Source organism: Candidatus Magnetominusculus dajiuhuensis, from assembly GCF_046044395.1.
In the GTDB taxonomy this organism is placed as follows: domain Bacteria; phylum Nitrospirota; class Thermodesulfovibrionia; order Thermodesulfovibrionales; family Magnetobacteriaceae; genus Magnetominusculus; species Magnetominusculus dajiuhuensis.
The window spans coordinates 1-18356 of the sequence record NZ_JBJUSG010000070.1 but is presented as its reverse complement, the minus strand read 5'-3'; the positions used below and the strand labels follow the sequence as shown (position 1 = coordinate 18356).

The window sequence follows — 18356 nt, the reverse complement described above, 5'->3', positions numbered from 1 at the left end:
GGGGGGGGGGCTGCTTTACTATTGTGACACAGTCTGTTCGCAGGAATGACAGACAGGGGCAGGGAAGGGTAATTACATAGTGGCTGTAAAGCGCTAAGCCATTGGGTTTTAGTAGATTGTATGTTTTAGTAGATTATATAACCAATCTCACCCGACAAAAAAATTGTCTCCGCAACCTCACTCTGCGACAAAAAATTGTTTCACCAAATTGTTTCACCGTCTTGCCTTGTCGTCATTCCGGCTTGTCCGGAATCAGTCTCCACGCATTCTCAAGCCAAATAAGATTCCGGACAAGCCGGAATGACGGACTAACGGTGAGTTCATAATAGCCTGTAGCCGGAGTACTGAAGCCGCCCCGGAATTCTGAAGCCGCCAACGGGCGGCAGCCCAAAATTAATAAATAAAGCGTGGCGAGATTTATGGGGTGAAGGGGGATTATCCCCCTTCGTCTTTAATCCTATATTGAGTTTATTATCTCACCGGCAATGCCGTTAATAGCCACGATTTTATCAGCAATCCCCGCATCCACCACGGCCTTTGGCATCCCATACACCACGCATGTGTCCTCGTTCTGGGCTATTGTACGACCGCCGCATTCCCGTATCGCCTTCATTCCCTTCAGGCCATCGTTGCCCATTCCGGTGAGAATAACACCGAGACACGCCCCAGGGTTTGCCGCCGCCACAGACAGCATCATCACATCCACTGAGGGTTTGTATATATACTCGGCGTTGTCGGCGATGTTTATTATCCTGTCTGTGCCCTTTTTTATCAGGCTCATGTGTCCGGAGCCGGGGGCTATATAGACTATGCCGTTTTCTATCTTCTCGCCTTGTTTGGCCTCTTTTACATGAATCTGGCTCAACTGGTTAAGACGCTCAGCAAACGGGCCGGTAAACGTGGCTGGCATATGCTGCGAGATTACAATGGGGACTGGAAAGTTTTTCGGCAACAGGGGTACCACTGTCTGAAGAGCCTTCGGGCCTCCTGTTGACGTCCCTATCGCCACAATCGCCATCTTCTTTGACGACGAAAATTTTACAACCTTCGTGTGATTTACATGTGGTGAAGGCGCTGATTGTTGTACCGGCTCATCAACAGGACGTTTGTTTAGCTGCCCATTCTTGCCGCCGATTTGTTTTAACTTATCTATCAACATCAGTTTTATATTCATTATGTTTATTGATAAATCTGAGAGATTCTTAGGAATAAAATCCACAGCGCCAAGCTCAAACGCCTTAAGCGTCGTCCTGGCGCCCTCTACGGTCAGAGAGCTTAGCATCACCACAGCAACAGGGCACTTAGCCATTATCTGCTTCAGCGCCTCTAAGCCGTCCATCTTAGGCATTTCCACATCCATAGTCACAATGTCTGGCTTCAGAGACATGACCTTCTCTATTGCCTCCACCCCGTCGCACGCAACCCCGACTACCTGTAAATCACTGTCTGAGGAGATCATACTCTTAAGGGCATTTCTCATAAACGCCGAATCGTCAACTATCAATACCTTTATTTTATCCATATCTTCAACTTATCCATCCCTTCTCTTATCCATATCCACTATAATCTATGTACGCAGGTCACCGACGAACATCACAGCCGGGTCAAGGATTAATACCACTTTGCCGTCTCCGGTTATCGTCGCCCCTGCTATGCCTTCCGAGCTGTTAGAGAACCCTTCTATTGATTTTATCACGACCTCTTCCTGTCCGAATAATTTATCAACCATCATGCCGAACTTTTTCTCTCCTACAAGTATAACCACGAGATACATCTTATGCCCACCGTTTGACTGCCCCATAGGCAGAAAGAACTTGTTCGCCAGCCTGTGTACCGGCACTATCTCGTTTCTCAGGATTACCGTCTCCTGCCCCCTGATGGTCTTTATACTGGACTGGTCTATGCGCACCGTCTCTACGACAGAGGCAAGCGGCACGGCAAACACCTCAGTGCCCACGCCAACCATCAGCGCCTGTATGATTGCAAGGGTCAGCGGCAACCGCAGGAGAAACTTTGTCCCTTTCCCCTTTTCAGTCTCAATCGTAATAGTGCCATTTAATTTCATAATATTTGTCTTTACAACGTCCATCCCTACGCCGCGCCCTGATACGTCTGAGACCACCTTTGCCGTTGAAAACCCCGGTAGAAATATAAAATCGAGGATTTCCTTCGTTGACAGCCTCTCAAGCTCGTCCGGCGTTGACAGACCCTTTTCCACTATTTTTTCCTTCAACATCTCCACATCTATTCCCTTGCCGTCGTCCTCTATGGAGAGCACTATGTTATTGCCCTCCTGATAGGCCGACAACAGTACCGTGCCGCCTCTGGGTTTGCCCACCTTCGCCCTGTCATCGGGCATCTCCACTCCGTGGTCAACAGAGTTTCTGACTAAATGCACCAGCGGGTCGCCGATTTCCTCTATTATTGACTTATCGAGTTCCGTGTCCTCACCAGAGAGGGCCAGCTCGACATCCTTCTTCATAGAGCGGGCAAGGTCTCTTACCATGCGTGGGAATTTATTGAAAACCTTCCTGACAGCCTGCATCCTTGTCTTCATCACCGCCAGTTGGAGGTCTGTTGTTATCAAATTTATAAATGCCGTCAGCTCGGCAAGCGGGGCTACGTCCGTGTTGTCAGTATATTTTAGTTCGAGGTTAGAGACGACCTTCATCAGTCTGTTTCTGGCAAGGACAAGCTCCCCAACCAGATTCAACACATTGTCCAGCCTCTCTACGTCCACCCTGATGGTCTGCTCCGCCTGCTGCGGAGGTTTATCTTTTTCGGGCGTTGTTTGTTTTGACAGCGCCTTTTTGACTTCCTCCTTTGATACCTTATCTGTTGCCGCCAATATATCGCCGACCTTTGGCACTTCGCCCGTGTCAACGGATTCTTTTATCATGTTCTGAATCTTGAGGGCGTCGTCAACCTCTTCTGTTGTAACTGAACCTCCCTCAACGAGGATTTCGCCAACCGGCTTGAGGAGCATGTCGCTTTGCGCCTCCATAAGGGCGTCAAGCTCCTCAATCGTGGGGCCACTGCCACTGGATGCCGCGTCTTCGGCGGGTGCCGCCGGTATTTCCACCTGTTGGATGGTCTGTGGGGGTGGAGCGGTTGCGGGTGCCCCTGCCTGGTCGTATACCTGTTGAAGTGACGCCAGTATCCCTGTGAGGTCCTCTTCGATACCGTCTTTGGCCTTTATATGCTCAAGCAGCACCTTCACGTTGTCTATGGACTCCAGTATGACGTCCATTACGCCGGGGGTTAATGGGATATCGCCGTCTTTTATCTTTTTTAAAACACTTTCGGTTATATGGGTCAACTGCACCATTTGGTTAAATCCTAAGAATCCCGAAGCGCCTTTTATCGTATGTACGGAGCGAAATATGCCGTTTACCAGTTCCTGATTATCCTTGTCGTTTTCCAGCTCCACAAACTTCTGGCTGAGGTCCTCGACTATTTCTGTAGTCTCAATCAGAAAGTCGTTTATTATTTCATCCATTTCATCGGACATAAAATCCCTCCTTTTGGCAATCTTCCCGTCAATGGGCTAAATCCAAATCCGGCTGGCCTGGCGTCTCATAGATATGCCTCCGTCAGCAGGCTATTTGTTAAATATCTTATCCAGCTTTTGCTTTAGTACGTCCGATGTAAACGGTTTCATCACATAGTTATTCACGCCTGACTTGATGGCCTCTATAACCTGCTCCTTCTCTGCCTCAGCCGTTACCATAAGTACGGGCATTGCCTTTAGCTTCTCGTCAGCCCTTACCATTTTTAATAGCTCAAGCCCCGTGCAGTTTGGCATATTCCAGTCAGTTATCAGGAAGTCGAACTTTCCCGCCTGGAGCTTCTTAAACGCCTGCTCGCCATCCTCGGCCTCTTCGACATCGTTCATGCCCAACTGCTTGAGGATGTTCTTTATTATCCTTCTCATTGTTGCGAAGTCGTCCACTACCAGTATCTTCATTGCTGTGTTGTACGCCATCCTATTTGCCCTCCTGTTGTTGTTTTAAGATTGTCATTTGTCTTATCATCGTGTCAACCGTCTCGGCGGAGACGGGTTTTACCATATATGCGTTTATGCCAGCGTCGTTGGCCTTGCCCTTTTCCTCATCGTCGGTTTCAGTAGTTAACATCAATATCGGTATTGACTGAAACGCCGGGTTGTTTTTCAATTGCTTTGTCAACTCTAACCCATCCATATACGGCATATTCAAATCAGTCATTATGATGTCAACCTCATTTGAGGCCAGTTTCTCTATAGCGTCGAGACCGTTTTCCGCGAACACCGGCTGATGGCCTTTTTTTGTCAGATACAGACCCAGTATCTTCCTTGTCGTTTTGTCGTCATCCACTATCATGATTCTCATAATATGTCCAGCGCTCCTGTGATGTCTTTCATCACATTGTCAGGTCTTCTGATACACCACCGTTTTGTCAACGACCATCGGCTTTAACAGCCTCGTTATGTCGTGAAGGCTCTCGGCCATGCCTATAAACAGGCAGCCGCCCGGTCTCAGGGTCTCATAAAGGTTCTCTATCACCTTTACCTTCGCCTTCTTATCAAAGTATATTAGCACGTTTCTACAAAATATAGCGTCTATATCTCTTATGGCCTTTATTCTTTTTTCGTCCAGCAGATTGATTTGCGAGAATCTTACCCTTGACTTGATGACCGGAGAAAGGTGATGGTTAGAGTTGCCGTTGAGTTTAAAATATTTCTTTAAATAAATATCCGGCACGTTTCTCATGGCATATTGCCCGTATGAGGCACACTGTGCCTTTTGCAACACGGAGTCACTTATGTCAGATGCCAGTATGTCAAATTTTACGCCGCTTGTCTGAGGGTTCTCCATCAGCATCATCGCCAGCGTGTATGGCTCCTCGCCGGTTGAGCTGGCCGCGCACCATACCCTTAAGGCCGGTGGTTTGCGCCTTGCGATTAACCTTGGTGCCTCGCCGCGCACAAAGACCTCAAGCTGTTTTACCTCTCTGAAGAAAAATGTCTCGTTTGTTGTTATTTTATCAAAAAGTACCTTCATCTCTTCTTTGTTGGCGCTATATTTCAACATATATAAATAGTCGTCGTAACTGCACAGATTCTTTTCCTCAAGCCTCTTGCTCAGTCTGTTTTCTATAAAATATTTCTTAGTGTCAGGGATGAAAATCCCGCTCTGTTCGTAGATAAAATCCCTGAATTTCTTAAAAGTCTCGTCCTTTAGCACTGTCATAAGCGGTGAATGACCTCCTCTATCCTTGCCCTGACATATTCGTCGGGATGGCTGCGTAGTTCGGCTAATTTCTCATACGTCTCAGGGCCTCCGATTTCTATCATGGCGTCTATTGTTACCATAACTACGAGGAGCTCTTCGTCTTTCAGCATAGCGTATAATTTGTCCAGATGCTCGTAGCCACCAATTGCCGTCACGGCCTTTATCGTATGGACTCTCACCCAAACGTCCATATCGTTTAAGGCGTTTAGCATTGTGTCTGAGAACTCGCCCCTTTTTGCAAGGCTTATTATGGCTGTCTTTCTTACTTCGGGGTTAGGGTCGCTGAGGTCTGTATCCAGCCTTGCCGCAACTGCCCGCGAAATGTCCTCATCAGGCCGCAGCGACGATAACCTCCTCATGGCCGCTATCCTCAGCTCTTCGTCCTCGTGCAACGCGAGCCTTAATAATACCTCCTCGTCCGAGGCGTACCTGGCTATATATTGCTTCAATTTTTTCGGATAAAAGTCAATGTTCTTTAAGAACTTCCTTGATTCCATCCCTATGAGGGCCTTTACCGCCTCATCAATTACATCCTCGCACTTCTCAGTATCAAGCAGGTCTAATATAGGGCGAAAGGCCTTCTTGTTTCCCAGTTTTCTGAGGGCATAGACCACCTGCCGTTTAACATGGCAGTCCTCGTCCTTCAGGGCCGCTATAAGAGGGTCAACAGCACTCTCGTCCGCTATTTCAACCAGCGCCTTTGCCGCCCCCCTTCGGATATCGCGGTATGAGCCGCGAAGCAATTGGATTAGCCGTGCTGCCGCCTCTGTGCATTTAAGTCTCCCAAGCAGCTCGACCAACAATGCCTCGCCGCGGTTTTTTAACCGCCCACTGTCCAATATCTCCAGCAGCGTATCACAGTCGGCTGTCTCAATTAAGGCGTCCTCTATTTTTTTATAATGCTCCTCAGCCTCAATGTTTGATGTATCCAGAGAGCCGGCGGCGTCAAGCAGTCCTTCAACCGCTCTGTTGTCGCGCAGCATCTTTAACCCTTTGACCGCCGTCATCTTCTCTTCCCAATCGCCGCTATTGAGCATCCCCAAAAGCTCAGGCGCCAAATAGCCCATATCCTGGCCTATCCCCAAGCTGACAAGGCTCTTTAAGGCCGCGGCCTTGAGCACATCTGAAAGGCCGCCCCCCCCGATGTCCTGTGCCGTGCTTCGATTAAGACATCCGATTATGGCCTCCTTTGAGTGTTCAGAAGGAATCTTCCCCAGTGTTTCTATCGCGGAGAATTGAAGCACACTTGAGCCGATTTTGCAGATATTGTCAATTGCGGCCACAGCACTGGCGTTTCCAATCTCCCCAAGGGCCTCAAGGGCGGAAAACGCCACCCATTCCTCGTCCTTAAGCGCACCCTCTAAGTGCGCCACCGCGCCTTCAGTCTTCAACAGCCCCAGCGCCCGACACGCGGCCGCCCTTACGTTTGCGTTTGGGTCTTTGAGTGTAGGCAGGATTTTATCAACCTCCACCGTCACTGCAATGTCGCCGAGCAGGTCGAGGGCAAATTTTCTCATATCGTCGTCCTTGTCATTCAACAAATCATAGAGCAGGGGGACTGTGCTGGCACCGAGGTCTTTCAGTATCAGGAGTGCGGCGTTTCTCTGTGCCGGACCTTTTCTAAGCACGGGGATAAGCATGTAGGCGGCTGCCTCCCCCCCTATATTTAATATTGACTGCATGGCGGCGTCCACAACGGCGGGGCTGTCGTCCAGCAGCAGCTTAATCAGCGGGTACAGCGCCCTTTCGTCAGTCTCGCCAAGCATGGAGGCAACTTGCCTCCGCCTCGAAATATCGGGGTGCGATATATCAAGGACTAATTTATCATATTTTTTTGTCCGAGCCATATGGTTAATTACTGCCGGTTATCAGCGTCGGTATCAACATTTCACAGCAACCCCGCTATTATACAATTTTTTCATTGATAAAAAACACCCATCCTCTATATTCCAATGCAAACGCATTAGAAATTGCCTCCCTTATTTTTGTCATTCCCCTTATTTTTGTCATTCCGGCTTGTCCGGAATCTGTCCTTACGTCTCAGAATATGCACAATCATCATGAACCTCCCACTAAAGGGAAGATTCCGGACAAGCCGGAATGACGACAAGGGACAAGCTGGAATGACGGCAAGGGACAAGCCGGAATGATTGCATAGGTATCTTCTGCTTTATTTTTCAAATGTGTTTGCCCCACTCTATATTCCCACATCGCTGTTTAACTTTCCCTTTAGCCTGAGGATGGCCTGGCTGTGAAGCTGGCACACCCTGCCTTCAGACAGGCTTAACACCTTGCCTATTTCCTTCATCGTAAGTTCATCCCAGTAGTAGAGCGAAAGCACCATTTTCTCCTTCTGGGGAAGTTTTGATATCAACTCGGCAAGGATAGCCTTCTTAGATAAGTCCATGAGCTGCCTGAGCGGGTCGCGCGTCGTTTCGTCAGGGATGTTCTCTAATAAATTCATCTCTTCGCCGCCGGGGGTCTTTGAGCCGAAATCGTCAAACCTGAGTGTGATAACAGCGTCGGCGTCTTTGAGTATCTTAAAATAGTCGTCAAGGGACATATTCAGGTGCTTTGCCACTTCGTCGCCGTCAGGGGGTCTGCATAGTTGCTTCTCAAGTTTTACGCAGGCGTCCTTCAACTCGTTGACCTTCTCCTTCAGTGAACGCGAGGATGTGTCAAACGCCCTTATCTCATCCAGCATCGCGCCCTTGATTCTGAACTCCGCATAGGTCTTTAGTTTTGCCCGCGTCGAGTCGTAGTTGTCAAGCGAGTCGAGAAGGCCGATAACCCCCACGCTTATTAAGTCGTCAGAGGTCAACTGCGGGGGCAGCCTGTGAGACAGCCTGTACGCGGTATATTTTATAAAAGGAAGAAAATCCTTTATTACCTCTTCCTTCTTTTCGTCGGTTATTGCGGCTTTATATATCTTCGTGTCCACGTTGGGTTATCCTTCGGAGGCCGTCGAAAGCAGATTGCTGAAGAAAAATTGTATAGTGCCCTTAACAACAGGCTCCGCCCGGCCAAGTATTGTAACGGCCAGGTCCATTATCTTCTTAGCGGCCTGCGAATTTGGGTAGGCGTCTATGAATGCCCGCTGTGCCCTTACGGACATGCGCACCGCCTCATCAAACGGGATAAAGCCCACGTAATTTAATGAGATGTTGAGAAACTTATCGGCCGCGGTTGAGAGGCGTTTAAAAACCTCCTTCGCCTCGGTTCCGCTCTTTACTGAGTTTACCAGAATGCTGAATGCCTTCTCCTGATACCGGGTATAGAGTACTTTTATGAGGGCATAGGCGTCGGTCATTGCCGTTGGCTCAGGCGAGGTGACTATTACTATCTCCTGTGCGGCTATACAGAAAAAGGCCACGTTGTCCGATATGCCCGCCGCCGTATCTATCAACAGAACGTCTATGTCCTCATCAAAGGACTCAAATTCCTCCAGCAGCCGCAGCCTCTGGAACTCGTCCAGTACCGTCAGCTCCTGCACGCCCGATGTGGCGGGCAGGATCATTATCCCGTGCGGGCCTTTTACTATTATCTCATTGAGGGACATCTCACCGTTTATCACATTTTGTATGTTATATTCGGGCGCCAGTTGCAGCAGCACATCTATGTTGCTCAGCCCAAGGTCGGCGTCAAGAATCAACACATTTCTGCCCATTTTTCTCATGGCTATGGCCAGATTCGCCACAATGTTGGTCTTGCCCACTCCCCCCTTGCCGCTTGCCACGGCTATGGTCATGATGTGTTTCTTTTTTGTGCGCCCGTCATTTAACATCTATTGTAACACTCCTTCTTCAGGATGAGGCCGGCTATGCCCTCAACCGCGGTAAAATCTATGTCGTCGGGGACCTTTTGTCCTGTTGTTACATATGCCACCGGTTTGCTGTACATCATCAGGGTGTTGTACAGACCGCCGTATCTTACCGCCTCATCTACTTTCGTAAAGCCGAGATAGTTAACCGGCACGGTTCTGTAGTACCTGTATGACTCGGCCATGAATTCGTCGTCGGTGTTGGCACTCATCAGCAGGTGCGTCTCCAGCGGCACTTCTGTCTCGCATATATCGTTTATGCTATCGAGGTACTCGTTATCTTTCGGGTTTCTGCCCGTGGTGTCTATGTAAATCACGTCTTTCGTCTCCGCAAAGCGCAGCAGGGAGGTCTTAAGCTCGCCGGGTGTGGATGCCACGGCAAGCGGAATTCCAAGTATTCTGGCGTATATGCGCACCTGCTCCACCGCCCCTATCCTGTATGTGTCAAAGTTAATGATGGCCGTCTTTTTGCCCTCTTTTATGGAATGAGCGGCCAGCTTTGCCACAGTCGTAGTCTTTCCCACGCCGGTAGGGCCTATTACCATTACCGCCTTCATGTCGCTGTCACTTTTCTTGACCTTTATGTGGGACGTTATTATGGGTAGTATGTCCTGAACCTCTTTGGCCTTCTCACACAGTAGTATAGCATACTCATCACGAATTGAGCGTTCCTTTAAATAACTAAGCAGGGCTTTCTTTTTGGGCGGCAGGGACATCTCAAAGCCCATGTTTTTCATATCCTCGATAGTCTCTCTGAGGTGTTCTATTTCTGTGGATATGTTTGACGCCATGGTGCTGATAACATTGCTTATACCGCTTTGCCCTGTGGAGTCGGTGTCATGGGCGTGGCCCTCTGTGCGCGAGGTGGAGCGCATGGGCGTTGTCCTTGTGGTGGGGGCGGGGGAATTGTCCGCCGCGTGTTTTTTGGAGCCTGCAAGCGGGAGTTCCTCAGGCGTCTGCTCTTTTTTGAACAACCCCGCCGCGAATGACTTTGGCCTGGCGGAGGATTTTATTGATACCACGTCGGCAGCCTTATCCTCTTCGTCTGTGTCGTTGTTGCCGCCCTTGTTAAACATCCTTATGCTGTTGTGGAGCATCTCTGTGGATTTGTTGTAAGGCCTTGCCTTTTGCATGTCGTAGTCCACCGCGGCTGTGACCTCAACACCGCCGTCTCCTTCCTCAGTTGACAGGATTATCGCGTCGTCGCTGAGTTCTTTCTTTACCATTACAAGTGCTTCCGCAAAACTTTTAGCCTGGAACTTTTTAATCTTCATACTTCACTACCCCCATTGTATAGAGTTTACCGGCGGCTGAAATCTCAGCGTTTGACAACACGACGACTGCCGGCAGGAATTTTTCCATTAATTTCTTTACATGCCGCCTGACCTGAACCGATGTCAGGACTATCGGCTGTACCCCTCTGTGGCTCTCGCTTTCTATTAATACCTCTAATCCCTTGACCAGTTTACTTACAACGACCGGGCTTATGGCCTCGCCGGTCTGGAGGCTCCTCAAGAGCATGTTTTCATACCTCTGGTCGAGTGTAAACACCGGTATGGTGCCGTCTGGTGTGGAATATTGCCTTGTTATGTGTCTGCTTAGCGCCTGTCTGGCGAACTCTGTCAGCACTTCGGCGTCTTTCATCTGCGCCCCGTAGTCTAAGATGGTCTCAAGTATGGCCATAACATCGTTTATAGGCACACGTTCTCTCAGCAGATTCTGCATCACTCGCTGCACGTTGCCGAGCGTGGAGATAGACATCAGCTCCTCCACTATCTTAGGATAGCTCTTTGATACGCTGTCGAGGATGTTCTGAACCTCGCTCCTTGACAGAAGCTCCCAACAGTGCTTTCTTATCAGTTCCGTCAGATGTGTGGCAATAACTGTGGCATTGTCAACGACCATATAGCCGGCAAGCTGAGCCTCTTCCACCCTTGACTGTTCCACCCATAACGCTGGCAGGCCAAAGGCAGGCTCTTTTGCCGGTATCCCGTCAATCGGGTGCGTGTCATCTCCCGCCACGGCAAGATAGTAGCCCATCATTATCTCGTACTTGGCCACCTCAATGCCCTTCAAAGAGAAGCTGTACTCATGTGGCCGCAGCTGCAGGTTGTCCCTGATATGCACAGGGGGTATGACAAAACCAATCTCCTTGGCAAGCTGTCTCCTCATTGATTTAATCTTACTAAGCAGCTCTCCCTTTTGCTCTTCCACTATGGGGATAAGCCCGTAGCCGATTTCAAGCGTAAGAGGGTCTAACTCTGTAAAGGCGTCTATCTTTGGCTCCTCTATTGGCGCCTCTGGCTGTACTTGTGCCGCGGCCTCTTTTTTACCGGCAGATGTAATCATGTAAGCAAGGCCGGAGGCGGCAGCAGAGATAATCAAAAACGGCATATGCGGCATCCCCGGCACAACGGCAAAGGCAAACAGTATCCCTGAGGTCGTGTAGAGCGCCTTGGGGTTCACAATAACCTGCTCTGAGATGTCCTTTCCTAAGTCGGATTCCTTGCCAGCGCGGCTGACTACGAGACCTGCCGCCGTTGAAATCAACAGCGCCGGTACCTGAGACACCAGACCATCACCTACCGACAGCACCGTATAAGTCTTGAGGGCCTCAACAATGGGCATCCCCCTTTGCAGCACCCCTATGATTATGCCGCCAAAAATATTGATAGCGGTTATGATGAGCGCGGCTATGGCGTCGCCTCTTACGAACTTGCTTGCACCGTCCATCGCGCCGTAGAAGTCGGCCTCCTGGGCGATTGTCTCACGCCGCTTTCTTGCCCCTTTTTCGTCTATCAGGCCGGCGTTAAGGTCGGCGTCTATGGCCATCTGCTTGCCGGGCATGGCGTCCAATGTAAATCTTGCCGCCACTTCCGCGATTCTTCCTGAACCCTTAGTGATAACCACGAAGTTTACGATGACAAGGATTAAGAATATTATCAGGCCTACTGCATAGTTGCCGCCTATTACAAAATTTCCAAACGACTTGATAACGTGCCCCGCCGCGTCCGTTCCCTCGTGGCCGTTTATAAGTATCAGCCTCGTTGTGGCGACATTCAGCGAAAGCCTGTACAGTGTGGTTATCAGAAGCATTGTTGGAAATACGGAGAAATCCAGAGGTTTCTGCACATATACGCTGATTATCAGGGTCATCACAGATATGGATATGGACAAGGCCAACAGCAAATCCAGGAGAATCGGCGGCAGCGGGATGATCATCACAACCAGTATGGCAACCACGCCGATAGAGACGAATATCTCCGCGCGCTCCCGTATCAGCTTTAAAATATTCATGTCTGCAATGTTGACAGCCATCTCCGCCATATTACACCTTACCCTTTAATTGATAGATATATGCCAGTATACGCGCAACCGCCTTGTATAGCTCTTGCGGGACGAACTCTCCGATTTCGAACTGAAAAAGCGCACGCGCCAGAGGCTTGTCCTCATAGATGGGAATGCGGTTTTCACGCGCTATCTTCCTTATCTTCTCGGCTATATAGCCGGAGCCCTTTGCCGTTATCTTTGGAGCGGACATCTTATCTCCCTTGTAGAGGAGCGCTATGGCAAGATGAGTCGGGTTGGTTATTACCACTGTGGCCTTTGGAACCTCGGCCATCATACGCTTCCTTGCCTGTTCACGCTGTATGGACCTGATTCTGGATTTTATCTTAGGGTCACCCTCTGTTTCTTTGTATTCCTCTTTTATCTCTTCTTTGGACATCCTTATGGATTTCTCAAACTGCCATCTCGCAAAGGCGTAACTAAGCACCGCTATGATAAAGAGATAGAGCAGGCCCCATACCATAGCGCTCATGACAAACCCATAGGTGCCCGATACAATCTGAACAAGTTCTTTCGTCATCAGAAGCGGCCATCTGTATATATCCCTTCTTACTATGAAGTAAAAGACGAGGCCGCCGCCGAGGAACTTAGTAAAACTCTTTACGAATTCCACCAGCACGTCCGTAGAGAACAGCTTGCCAAGGCCGGACATAGGGTTAAGCCGGGATAGTTTAGGCTCGTAGGGTTTTAACATAAACCCCACCTGGAAGATTTCCGAGGCAACCGCACACACCATGATGCCAAGGAAAAACGGCAGAAGCATCATAAAGGACTTCAGCATCGCCACATTTATCGCCCTGAAAGGGTCATGTCCATATTGAAAGGACAGGAATTTAGCCGTAACATCCTTCATCTTAAACATAAAGTTTGCCCCGCCATAGTGAATAACAAGGAGCAGCCCGGCCATGCCAGCGGCCGTGGTAAGCTCCCTGCTTCGCGGCATCTGGCCTTTTTCTCTGGCCTTTTGCCGCCGGCGCGGTGTAGCTTGTTCTGTTCTTTCCTGCTGTTCTGCCATCAGGGTCTCGCCGTTAACAGCGTTTCATACAAAACGCCTTTGAGATTGTCAAACTGCCCCTCGATAACCCTGAGAAACACGGGCATCGTAAGCATCATAAGTATAAGGCCGACAAATAGAAATATGGGGAAACTAACGAACATGATGTTTATCTGAGGGGCTGCCTTATATAAAAGTCCAAGCAGGAGGTTGGCAACCACCATCCCCACCATCACAGGGGCGGCCAGCTTTAACGCCAGGATAAAGACCTTTGATCCACCAGAAAAACTGTATATCATCAGCGGATTCACCCTTATCTGGCCGGGGGGAAGCACCTCAAAACTCTTCACAAGCGCGCCAATAAGGTCATGGTGTATATCCATTATGAAAAAAAGCAGCGTTACCAGGACACCCAGAAAACGCGATACCTCAGCCGATTGGCCGAACTCCGGGTCGAAGGATGTCGCAATAGACAAGGACATCCCGTTACTCATCAACTGCCCTGCCATATCCGCGGCGAAAAAGACCAGCCTTGCCGCCGCCCCAAGCGCCATGGCAAGCACTATCTCCTTAAATACGGTAAACACAATCTCCTCTTTGCCGTCGAGGTTAAAATTCACAAGCGGGGTTATCAACAACGCAAGCGCCACCGAAAAGGCAATCTTGTACTGAGGAGAGATGTTTTGGCTGCTAAATATGGGCAGCATCGCCATCACTATGGAGACCCTTAACAGTACCAGCGCAAAATTCCCTATCTGCTTAGACACCAGTCCTGAGTTAATCAGCTCTTCCATCAGTCGTTACCTCACGTAATCCGGCAGTTTGTCTATCAGACGCAGCGTAAAGCCAATCATCACGCGCGCAATCCACGGCATCATTATAAACACGCACAAAAACACCGCTACGACCTTTGGCACAAACGTAAGCGTGAACTCCTGTATCTGTGTAATCGCCTGAAAGAAGCTCACCGCAAGCCCCACAGTCATGCTCACTATGAGCATCGGCCCAGCCACCATGAGCAGGGTTTTAAACACATCAAAAGACAGATCTTTTATTAGTTCTACGGTCAATGGAAGCTCCTCACAATGCTGCCAATAACGATGTTCCAGCCATCAACAAGCACAAAAAGTAATAGTTTAAAGGGCAGCGATATCATCACCGGCGGAACCATCATCATACCCATTGAGAGCATCACGCTGGCTACGACCATGTCAATGATGATAAAGGGCAGATAGAGCAGAAACCCCATCTCAAAGGCCGTCTTAAGCTCGCTTATCACGAACGCCGGGGCCGCCACCTTCATAGGTGTGTCCATCGGTTCTTTGGGAGTTTCCACCTTCGCGAGTTTTAAAAACAGGGCGAGGTCTTTCTCCCGCGTCTGCCTCATCATAAAGTCCTTGACTGGCCTTTCACCCCTCTTAATGGCCTCTGACGCTGTTATCTTCTTATCCATAAACGGGACTATGGACTCACTGGCAAGGGTGTCCAGTGTCGGATACATGACAAAAAGGGTTATAAACAGTGATATGCCGATAAGAACAGTATTCGGTGGGATTTGAGGGCCTCCCAATGCCTGCCTTAAAAGGGACAACACGATTACTATCCTCGTAAACGACGTAAACATCATAAGAATCGCCGGAATAAGGGACAGAAAACTTATCAAAAAAAACATTGATATAAGCGGATGGTCTATGTTGAGCGCGCCCATGGTCAGCTCTCCTTGTCCGTCTTGCCGGCAAAAATGTTTTTTATGCGGTTGGCCACATCAGACACCATGCCATGCCCACGGGACATCTCAGTGTCAAGGGTTTTTTTAAAGGCGATTTCCTGGACTTCCTGTTCTCCAAGTGTCTTCAGCAGTTTGAAATCTGTCTGCGTCACACCGAGAACGAGTGCCTTTTTCCCCACCCTGACAACGGCAATGCCTCTTTTGGGACCAAGTGACAGATACTCTATCATGCTCAGGAAGGCGCTGCCTCCGCGCCTTTTTTTCGCCGCGAAGGCGATGGTGTAAATCAAAAAAATCACCACCACAAGCGCGATGAATACCTGAAACACGGTGTCTATCATCTCAGTTGTTTCAACCTGTCAGTTGGGCTTACGACATCAGTAAGCCTGATGCCGAACTTTTCGTTTACCACTACGACCTCGCCTTTGGCTATTACCTTGTTGTTGACGAGTATTTCCATAGCCTCGCCGGCAAGTTTATCCAGCTCAATTACCGAGCCTTGCCCAAGCTGAAGCAAATCGTTTATGAGCATCTTTGTCCTGCCTATCTCCACCGTTATCATAAGCGGTATATCGAGCAGGAACTTAATATCCCTGGCACCCTCGACGTTGCCGTCTTTATCTAATTCGTGGAAATCCGCCTTTTGCACATCCATGAATCTCCTCCTTAAAGTATGTTTTCTGTATGCTCTTTAAAAAACTACGTTGCTGAACGTCTAAGTCTGTTCGCCGGTGATTTTAACGGCCAAATTGCCCTTCACCTGACCCGGCACACATCTGAATTTGGGAATCCCCTCGACCTTCAGCACCATGTCTTCGTTGATACTTTTCCCCAGAGGAATTACATCTCCCTTTCGTAAATCAAGAATATCCTCAATCACAAGCTCGGCCGTTGCCAACTCAATTGAAACATCCACAGTGGACAGTCTCAGGATTCCATTTAAACGGCCAACCCAGCGCTGGTCTATCTCAAGTTTTTCGGCCTGGATGCCAGAGTATAGTTTCTCCTTAACCGGCTCAATTACCGAGTATGGGATGCAGAAATACATCTTACCCGTGAAGTCCTCTACCTCAAGGTGAACCTCTACCTTTATGATCACCTCAGTAGGCGTGACAATAGTAACAAACTGCGGATTCATCTCCGACCCCACATGCTCAGGCTCCACTGCTATAATGCCCTTCCACGCGGCGGCCAGGTCTTTGAGCACCATGGCGACCACTTTTTTGATGATACGCTGCTCAATGGGCGTAAAATACCGGCCCTCTGATTTCGTATTCCTCGCGGTAGTGGCCCCGAAAAAATACTCGACAAAGGCAAACACCGCGGGAGCGCCCAGCACAAACAGGGAAAACCCCTTCAGCGGCTCCATCTTGAATATGTTGATGCTTGACGGCAGCGGGAGTGTTTTCATAAATTCGCTGAACTTCATCATCTCTACCCCGTGTATGTTGACATCAACAAACTTCTGAATAATCGTGGAGATGGAGTTTCTGAAGAACCTGGCGAAACGCTCATTGGCGATTTCAAGTCCAGGCATCCTGCCCCTGATTATCCTCTCCTGATTGGCGAGGTCATAGGTTTTGACCCCGCTGTCCTCCTGAGCCTGTGACCCGGTCTCTACCGAACCGCTCTGCACACCCTTTAAAAGGGCGTCAATTTCGTCCTGCGAGAGTATCTTGTTACTCATCTATTGCACCATCAGTTCGGTAAAATAAACGTTTAATATAATTTCCTTTCCCAATGCCTGATTCAACCTTGAGAGCACTTCGTCCTTTAACTGCATCTTGCCGTCCGACCCTGAGATGGTCTCGTAGGACTTACTGGTAAGAAGCATGATAATGGCATCTCTAAGAAGGGGCATTTTCTCCTTTACAATATCTTCATGTTTCTTGTCCCCCACTTCGAGTTGAAGCGATATCTTCATAAACCTGCTCTTATCCGTGAGGTTGACAATTAGCGGCTCAATAGGGATTAGTATCTGCTCCGCGGGTTTCTTATCCTTGTGCCCGGTGTCTTTAGCGCTTTCCTTGCTCTCCTTGCCTTCTTCGTGCTTGGCGAAGAATTTGGTATAGGTAAAAAACCCCCCGCCTGCCAGTACAAGGATAATACCGCCAAAGATTAATATCTGTTTGATGCTCAACGACTTTTTTTGTACCTTAACTGGTTCTGCTGCTTCTTCGGGTTCTTCAGTCATGTTACCTCCATAGAAAAAATAAGACTGTTCGCTGGTATAGGTTGCAAAATCCATGCCACATATTTAAACGGCGACAATCCCTAACTGCCGGTGATTAAATGGGATTTTACAAGACCATAATATACCCCTATTCTGTCAAATGCCTGTCAAATGGTTGACAGGGCGATGGTTTTTCAACGTATTGCAAGGCGGTGTTAAAACCAGTCAGGATGTAGAGCGACTACGCCCTATGCGTGCGAATCACTTTTGGGAGGCACATGAGTTGCCGCAGCAGCACGATTTCCCGCGCGCCTTGCCTATGGCCTCACGTCCCTCTTTATATGACAGTGCCGCGATAATCATAGCCCCGGCACAGTCGAACCAGCCAATTCCCGTAAGTGCGTATCCGATGCTGCTTGAAAGCAGCACAACGGATAGATATATGCAAATACGCGTGCAGGCGGCGTCTGAGAGAATCGCCTGAGAGTTCAGTTGTTTTCCAACTTTCATCTTATAGTGAACGAGTAGCCACATTGCCAGTATGGAGACACAGGAGATGACAATGCCCCAGAAGGCGGTCTGCGGGTGTTTTCCCTGAATGATATTAAGTACCGATGAGGCTGTCAGGCCGACCGCGAGGATATAAAAGGCGCCGCCCGTGATTTTAAGCGTCTGCCGCTCAAATACGTCTGATGGGCCGTCGGGGTTTTGTCGAATCCTCACGGCCATATGCCAAACGCCGACGCCTGAGACGGCCTCGACAAACGAATCAAGCCCAAAGCCAAACAGAGAAAGCGCGTCGTCCTCAAAGCCGAAATACACAGAGACAAGCCCTTCAAGGATATTATAAAAAACGGTAATTACCGCAAGCACAAGCGCCCACCTGTAAAGGGCATCAGAGGAGGTCTTTTCCATCACGGTACTTATTATAGCCAAGTGCCGCTGGATTAATCTATGGCGGAATTTATCCCAAGCTCCGATATAGAAATTTGCACCTATTGATAAAAGGGTTTTTGAAA

19 protein-coding genes are annotated in these 18356 nt (G+C 49.1%); all 19 read right to left on the bottom strand.

Going from position 1 to position 18356, the window contains the following annotated elements; genetic code table 11:
- Positions 1-457: 457 nt before the first annotated feature.
- Positions 458-1522: a protein-glutamate methylesterase/protein-glutamine glutaminase gene (locus AB7D94_RS10555; RefSeq protein WP_420265819.1), complete on the bottom strand. Its 1065-nt coding sequence runs from the start codon at positions 1520-1522 to the stop codon at positions 458-460.
- Positions 1523-1567: 45 nt separating this feature from the next.
- Positions 1568-3511 carry a chemotaxis protein CheA gene (locus AB7D94_RS10550; protein ID WP_420265818.1) on the bottom strand — a complete coding sequence of 648 codons (1944 nt, stop codon included), beginning with the start codon at positions 3509-3511 and terminating at the stop codon, positions 1568-1570.
- Positions 3512-3601: 90 nt separating this feature from the next.
- Positions 3602-3967, bottom strand: a complete 366-nt coding sequence (locus tag AB7D94_RS10545) for a chemotaxis response regulator CheY (protein ID WP_420265821.1) — start codon at positions 3965-3967, stop codon at positions 3602-3604.
- A gap of 19 nt (positions 3968-3986) precedes the next feature.
- On the bottom strand, positions 3987-4370 hold the full coding sequence (locus AB7D94_RS10540) for a response regulator (protein WP_420265816.1): 384 nt from the start codon (positions 4368-4370) through the stop codon (positions 3987-3989).
- Positions 4371-4409: 39 nt separating this feature from the next.
- Positions 4410-5231, bottom strand: coding sequence for a CheR family methyltransferase (locus tag AB7D94_RS10535; RefSeq protein ID WP_420265815.1), 822 nt, complete (start codon positions 5229-5231; stop codon positions 4410-4412).
- Positions 5228-7120 (bottom strand): HEAT repeat domain-containing protein, encoded by a 1893-nt coding sequence (locus tag AB7D94_RS10530; protein ID WP_420265814.1) that lies wholly within the window; start codon positions 7118-7120, stop codon positions 5228-5230. The genes AB7D94_RS10535 and AB7D94_RS10530 overlap by 4 nt, the downstream gene beginning before the upstream one ends.
- A 350-nt stretch (positions 7121-7470) precedes the next feature.
- The gene (locus AB7D94_RS10525) at positions 7471-8214 is read right to left on the bottom strand and encodes a sigma-70 family RNA polymerase sigma factor (protein WP_420265812.1); all 744 of its coding nucleotides are present in this window, start codon (positions 8212-8214) and stop codon (positions 7471-7473) included.
- Between the two features lie 6 nt (positions 8215-8220).
- Complete coding sequence (locus tag AB7D94_RS10520) at positions 8221-9057, bottom strand: MinD/ParA family protein (RefSeq protein WP_420265811.1); 837 nt, start codon at positions 9055-9057, stop codon at positions 8221-8223.
- Positions 9051-10367, bottom strand: a complete 1317-nt coding sequence (gene flhF / locus AB7D94_RS10515) for a flagellar biosynthesis GTPase FlhF (protein WP_420265810.1) — start codon at positions 10365-10367, stop codon at positions 9051-9053. The genes AB7D94_RS10520 and flhF overlap by 7 nt, the downstream gene beginning before the upstream one ends.
- Entirely contained in the window at positions 10357-12420 is a 2064-nt protein-coding gene (gene flhA, locus AB7D94_RS10510) for a flagellar biosynthesis protein FlhA (protein WP_420265809.1), read from the bottom strand. The genes flhF and flhA overlap by 11 nt, the downstream gene beginning before the upstream one ends.
- 1 nt (position 12421) lies before the next feature.
- Entirely contained in the window at positions 12422-13456 is a 1035-nt protein-coding gene (gene flhB / locus AB7D94_RS10505; RefSeq protein WP_420265808.1) for a flagellar biosynthesis protein FlhB, read from the bottom strand.
- Positions 13456-14229 carry a flagellar biosynthetic protein FliR gene (locus tag AB7D94_RS10500; protein ID WP_420265807.1) on the bottom strand — a complete coding sequence of 258 codons (774 nt, stop codon included), beginning with the start codon at positions 14227-14229 and terminating at the stop codon, positions 13456-13458. Before AB7D94_RS10500 ends, flhB begins: the two co-directional genes overlap by 1 nt.
- Positions 14230-14235: 6 nt before the next feature.
- Positions 14236-14505 (bottom strand): flagellar biosynthesis protein FliQ, encoded by a 270-nt coding sequence (gene fliQ / locus AB7D94_RS10495; RefSeq protein ID WP_420265806.1) that lies wholly within the window; start codon positions 14503-14505, stop codon positions 14236-14238.
- The gene (gene fliP, locus AB7D94_RS10490; protein WP_420265804.1) at positions 14502-15143 is read right to left on the bottom strand and encodes a flagellar type III secretion system pore protein FliP; all 642 of its coding nucleotides are present in this window, start codon (positions 15141-15143) and stop codon (positions 14502-14504) included. Before fliP ends, fliQ begins: the two co-directional genes overlap by 4 nt.
- Before the next feature lie 2 nt (positions 15144-15145).
- On the bottom strand, positions 15146-15505 hold the full coding sequence (gene fliO / locus AB7D94_RS10485; protein WP_420265803.1) for a flagellar biosynthetic protein FliO: 360 nt from the start codon (positions 15503-15505) through the stop codon (positions 15146-15148).
- Positions 15502-15819, bottom strand: a complete 318-nt coding sequence (gene fliN, locus AB7D94_RS10480; protein WP_420265802.1) for a flagellar motor switch protein FliN — start codon at positions 15817-15819, stop codon at positions 15502-15504. Before fliN ends, fliO begins: the two co-directional genes overlap by 4 nt.
- Positions 15820-15879: 60 nt before the next feature.
- Entirely contained in the window at positions 15880-16851 is a 972-nt protein-coding gene (gene fliM / locus AB7D94_RS10475) for a flagellar motor switch protein FliM (RefSeq protein WP_420265801.1), read from the bottom strand.
- Entirely contained in the window at positions 16852-17358 is a 507-nt protein-coding gene (locus AB7D94_RS10470) for a flagellar basal body-associated FliL family protein (protein ID WP_420265800.1), read from the bottom strand.
- A 240-nt stretch (positions 17359-17598) separates the two neighbouring features.
- On the bottom strand, positions 17599-18252 hold the full coding sequence (locus AB7D94_RS10465) for a cation efflux transmembrane domain-containing protein (protein ID WP_420265820.1): 654 nt from the start codon (positions 18250-18252) through the stop codon (positions 17599-17601).
- Positions 18253-18356 lie beyond the last annotated feature (104 nt).

Coding starts and splice junctions, on each gene's coding strand:
- AB7D94_RS10555 (WP_420265819.1), bottom strand. CDS start 1,522: ATGGATAAAATAAAGGTATTGATAGTTGACGATTCGGCGTTTATGAGA.
- AB7D94_RS10550 (WP_420265818.1), bottom strand. CDS start 3,511: ATGTCCGATGAAATGGATGAAATAATAAACGACTTTCTGATTGAGACT.
- AB7D94_RS10545 (WP_420265821.1), bottom strand. CDS start 3,967: ATGAAGATACTGGTAGTGGACGACTTCGCAACAATGAGAAGGATAATA.
- AB7D94_RS10540 (WP_420265816.1), bottom strand. CDS start 4,370: ATGAGAATCATGATAGTGGATGACGACAAAACGACAAGGAAGATACTG.
- AB7D94_RS10535 (WP_420265815.1), bottom strand. CDS start 5,231: ATGACAGTGCTAAAGGACGAGACTTTTAAGAAATTCAGGGATTTTATC.
- AB7D94_RS10530 (WP_420265814.1), bottom strand. CDS start 7,120: ATGGCTCGGACAAAAAAATATGATAAATTAGTCCTTGATATATCGCAC.
- AB7D94_RS10520 (WP_420265811.1), bottom strand. CDS start 9,057: ATGTTAAATGACGGGCGCACAAAAAAGAAACACATCATGACCATAGCC.
- flhF (WP_420265810.1), bottom strand. CDS start 10,367: ATGAAGATTAAAAAGTTCCAGGCTAAAAGTTTTGCGGAAGCACTTGTA.
- flhA (WP_420265809.1), bottom strand. CDS start 12,420: ATGGCGGAGATGGCTGTCAACATTGCAGACATGAATATTTTAAAGCTG.
- flhB (WP_420265808.1), bottom strand. CDS start 13,456: ATGGCAGAACAGCAGGAAAGAACAGAACAAGCTACACCGCGCCGGCGG.
- AB7D94_RS10500 (WP_420265807.1), bottom strand. CDS start 14,229: ATGGAAGAGCTGATTAACTCAGGACTGGTGTCTAAGCAGATAGGGAAT.
- fliP (WP_420265804.1), bottom strand. CDS start 15,143: ATGGGCGCGCTCAACATAGACCATCCGCTTATATCAATGTTTTTTTTG.
- fliO (WP_420265803.1), bottom strand. CDS start 15,505: ATGATAGACACCGTGTTTCAGGTATTCATCGCGCTTGTGGTGGTGATT.
- fliN (WP_420265802.1), bottom strand. CDS start 15,819: ATGGATGTGCAAAAGGCGGATTTCCACGAATTAGATAAAGACGGCAAC.
- fliM (WP_420265801.1), bottom strand. CDS start 16,851: ATGAGTAACAAGATACTCTCGCAGGACGAAATTGACGCCCTTTTAAAG.
- AB7D94_RS10470 (WP_420265800.1), bottom strand. CDS start 17,358: ATGACTGAAGAACCCGAAGAAGCAGCAGAACCAGTTAAGGTACAAAAA.
- AB7D94_RS10465 (WP_420265820.1), bottom strand. CDS start 18,252: ATGGAAAAGACCTCCTCTGATGCCCTTTACAGGTGGGCGCTTGTGCTT.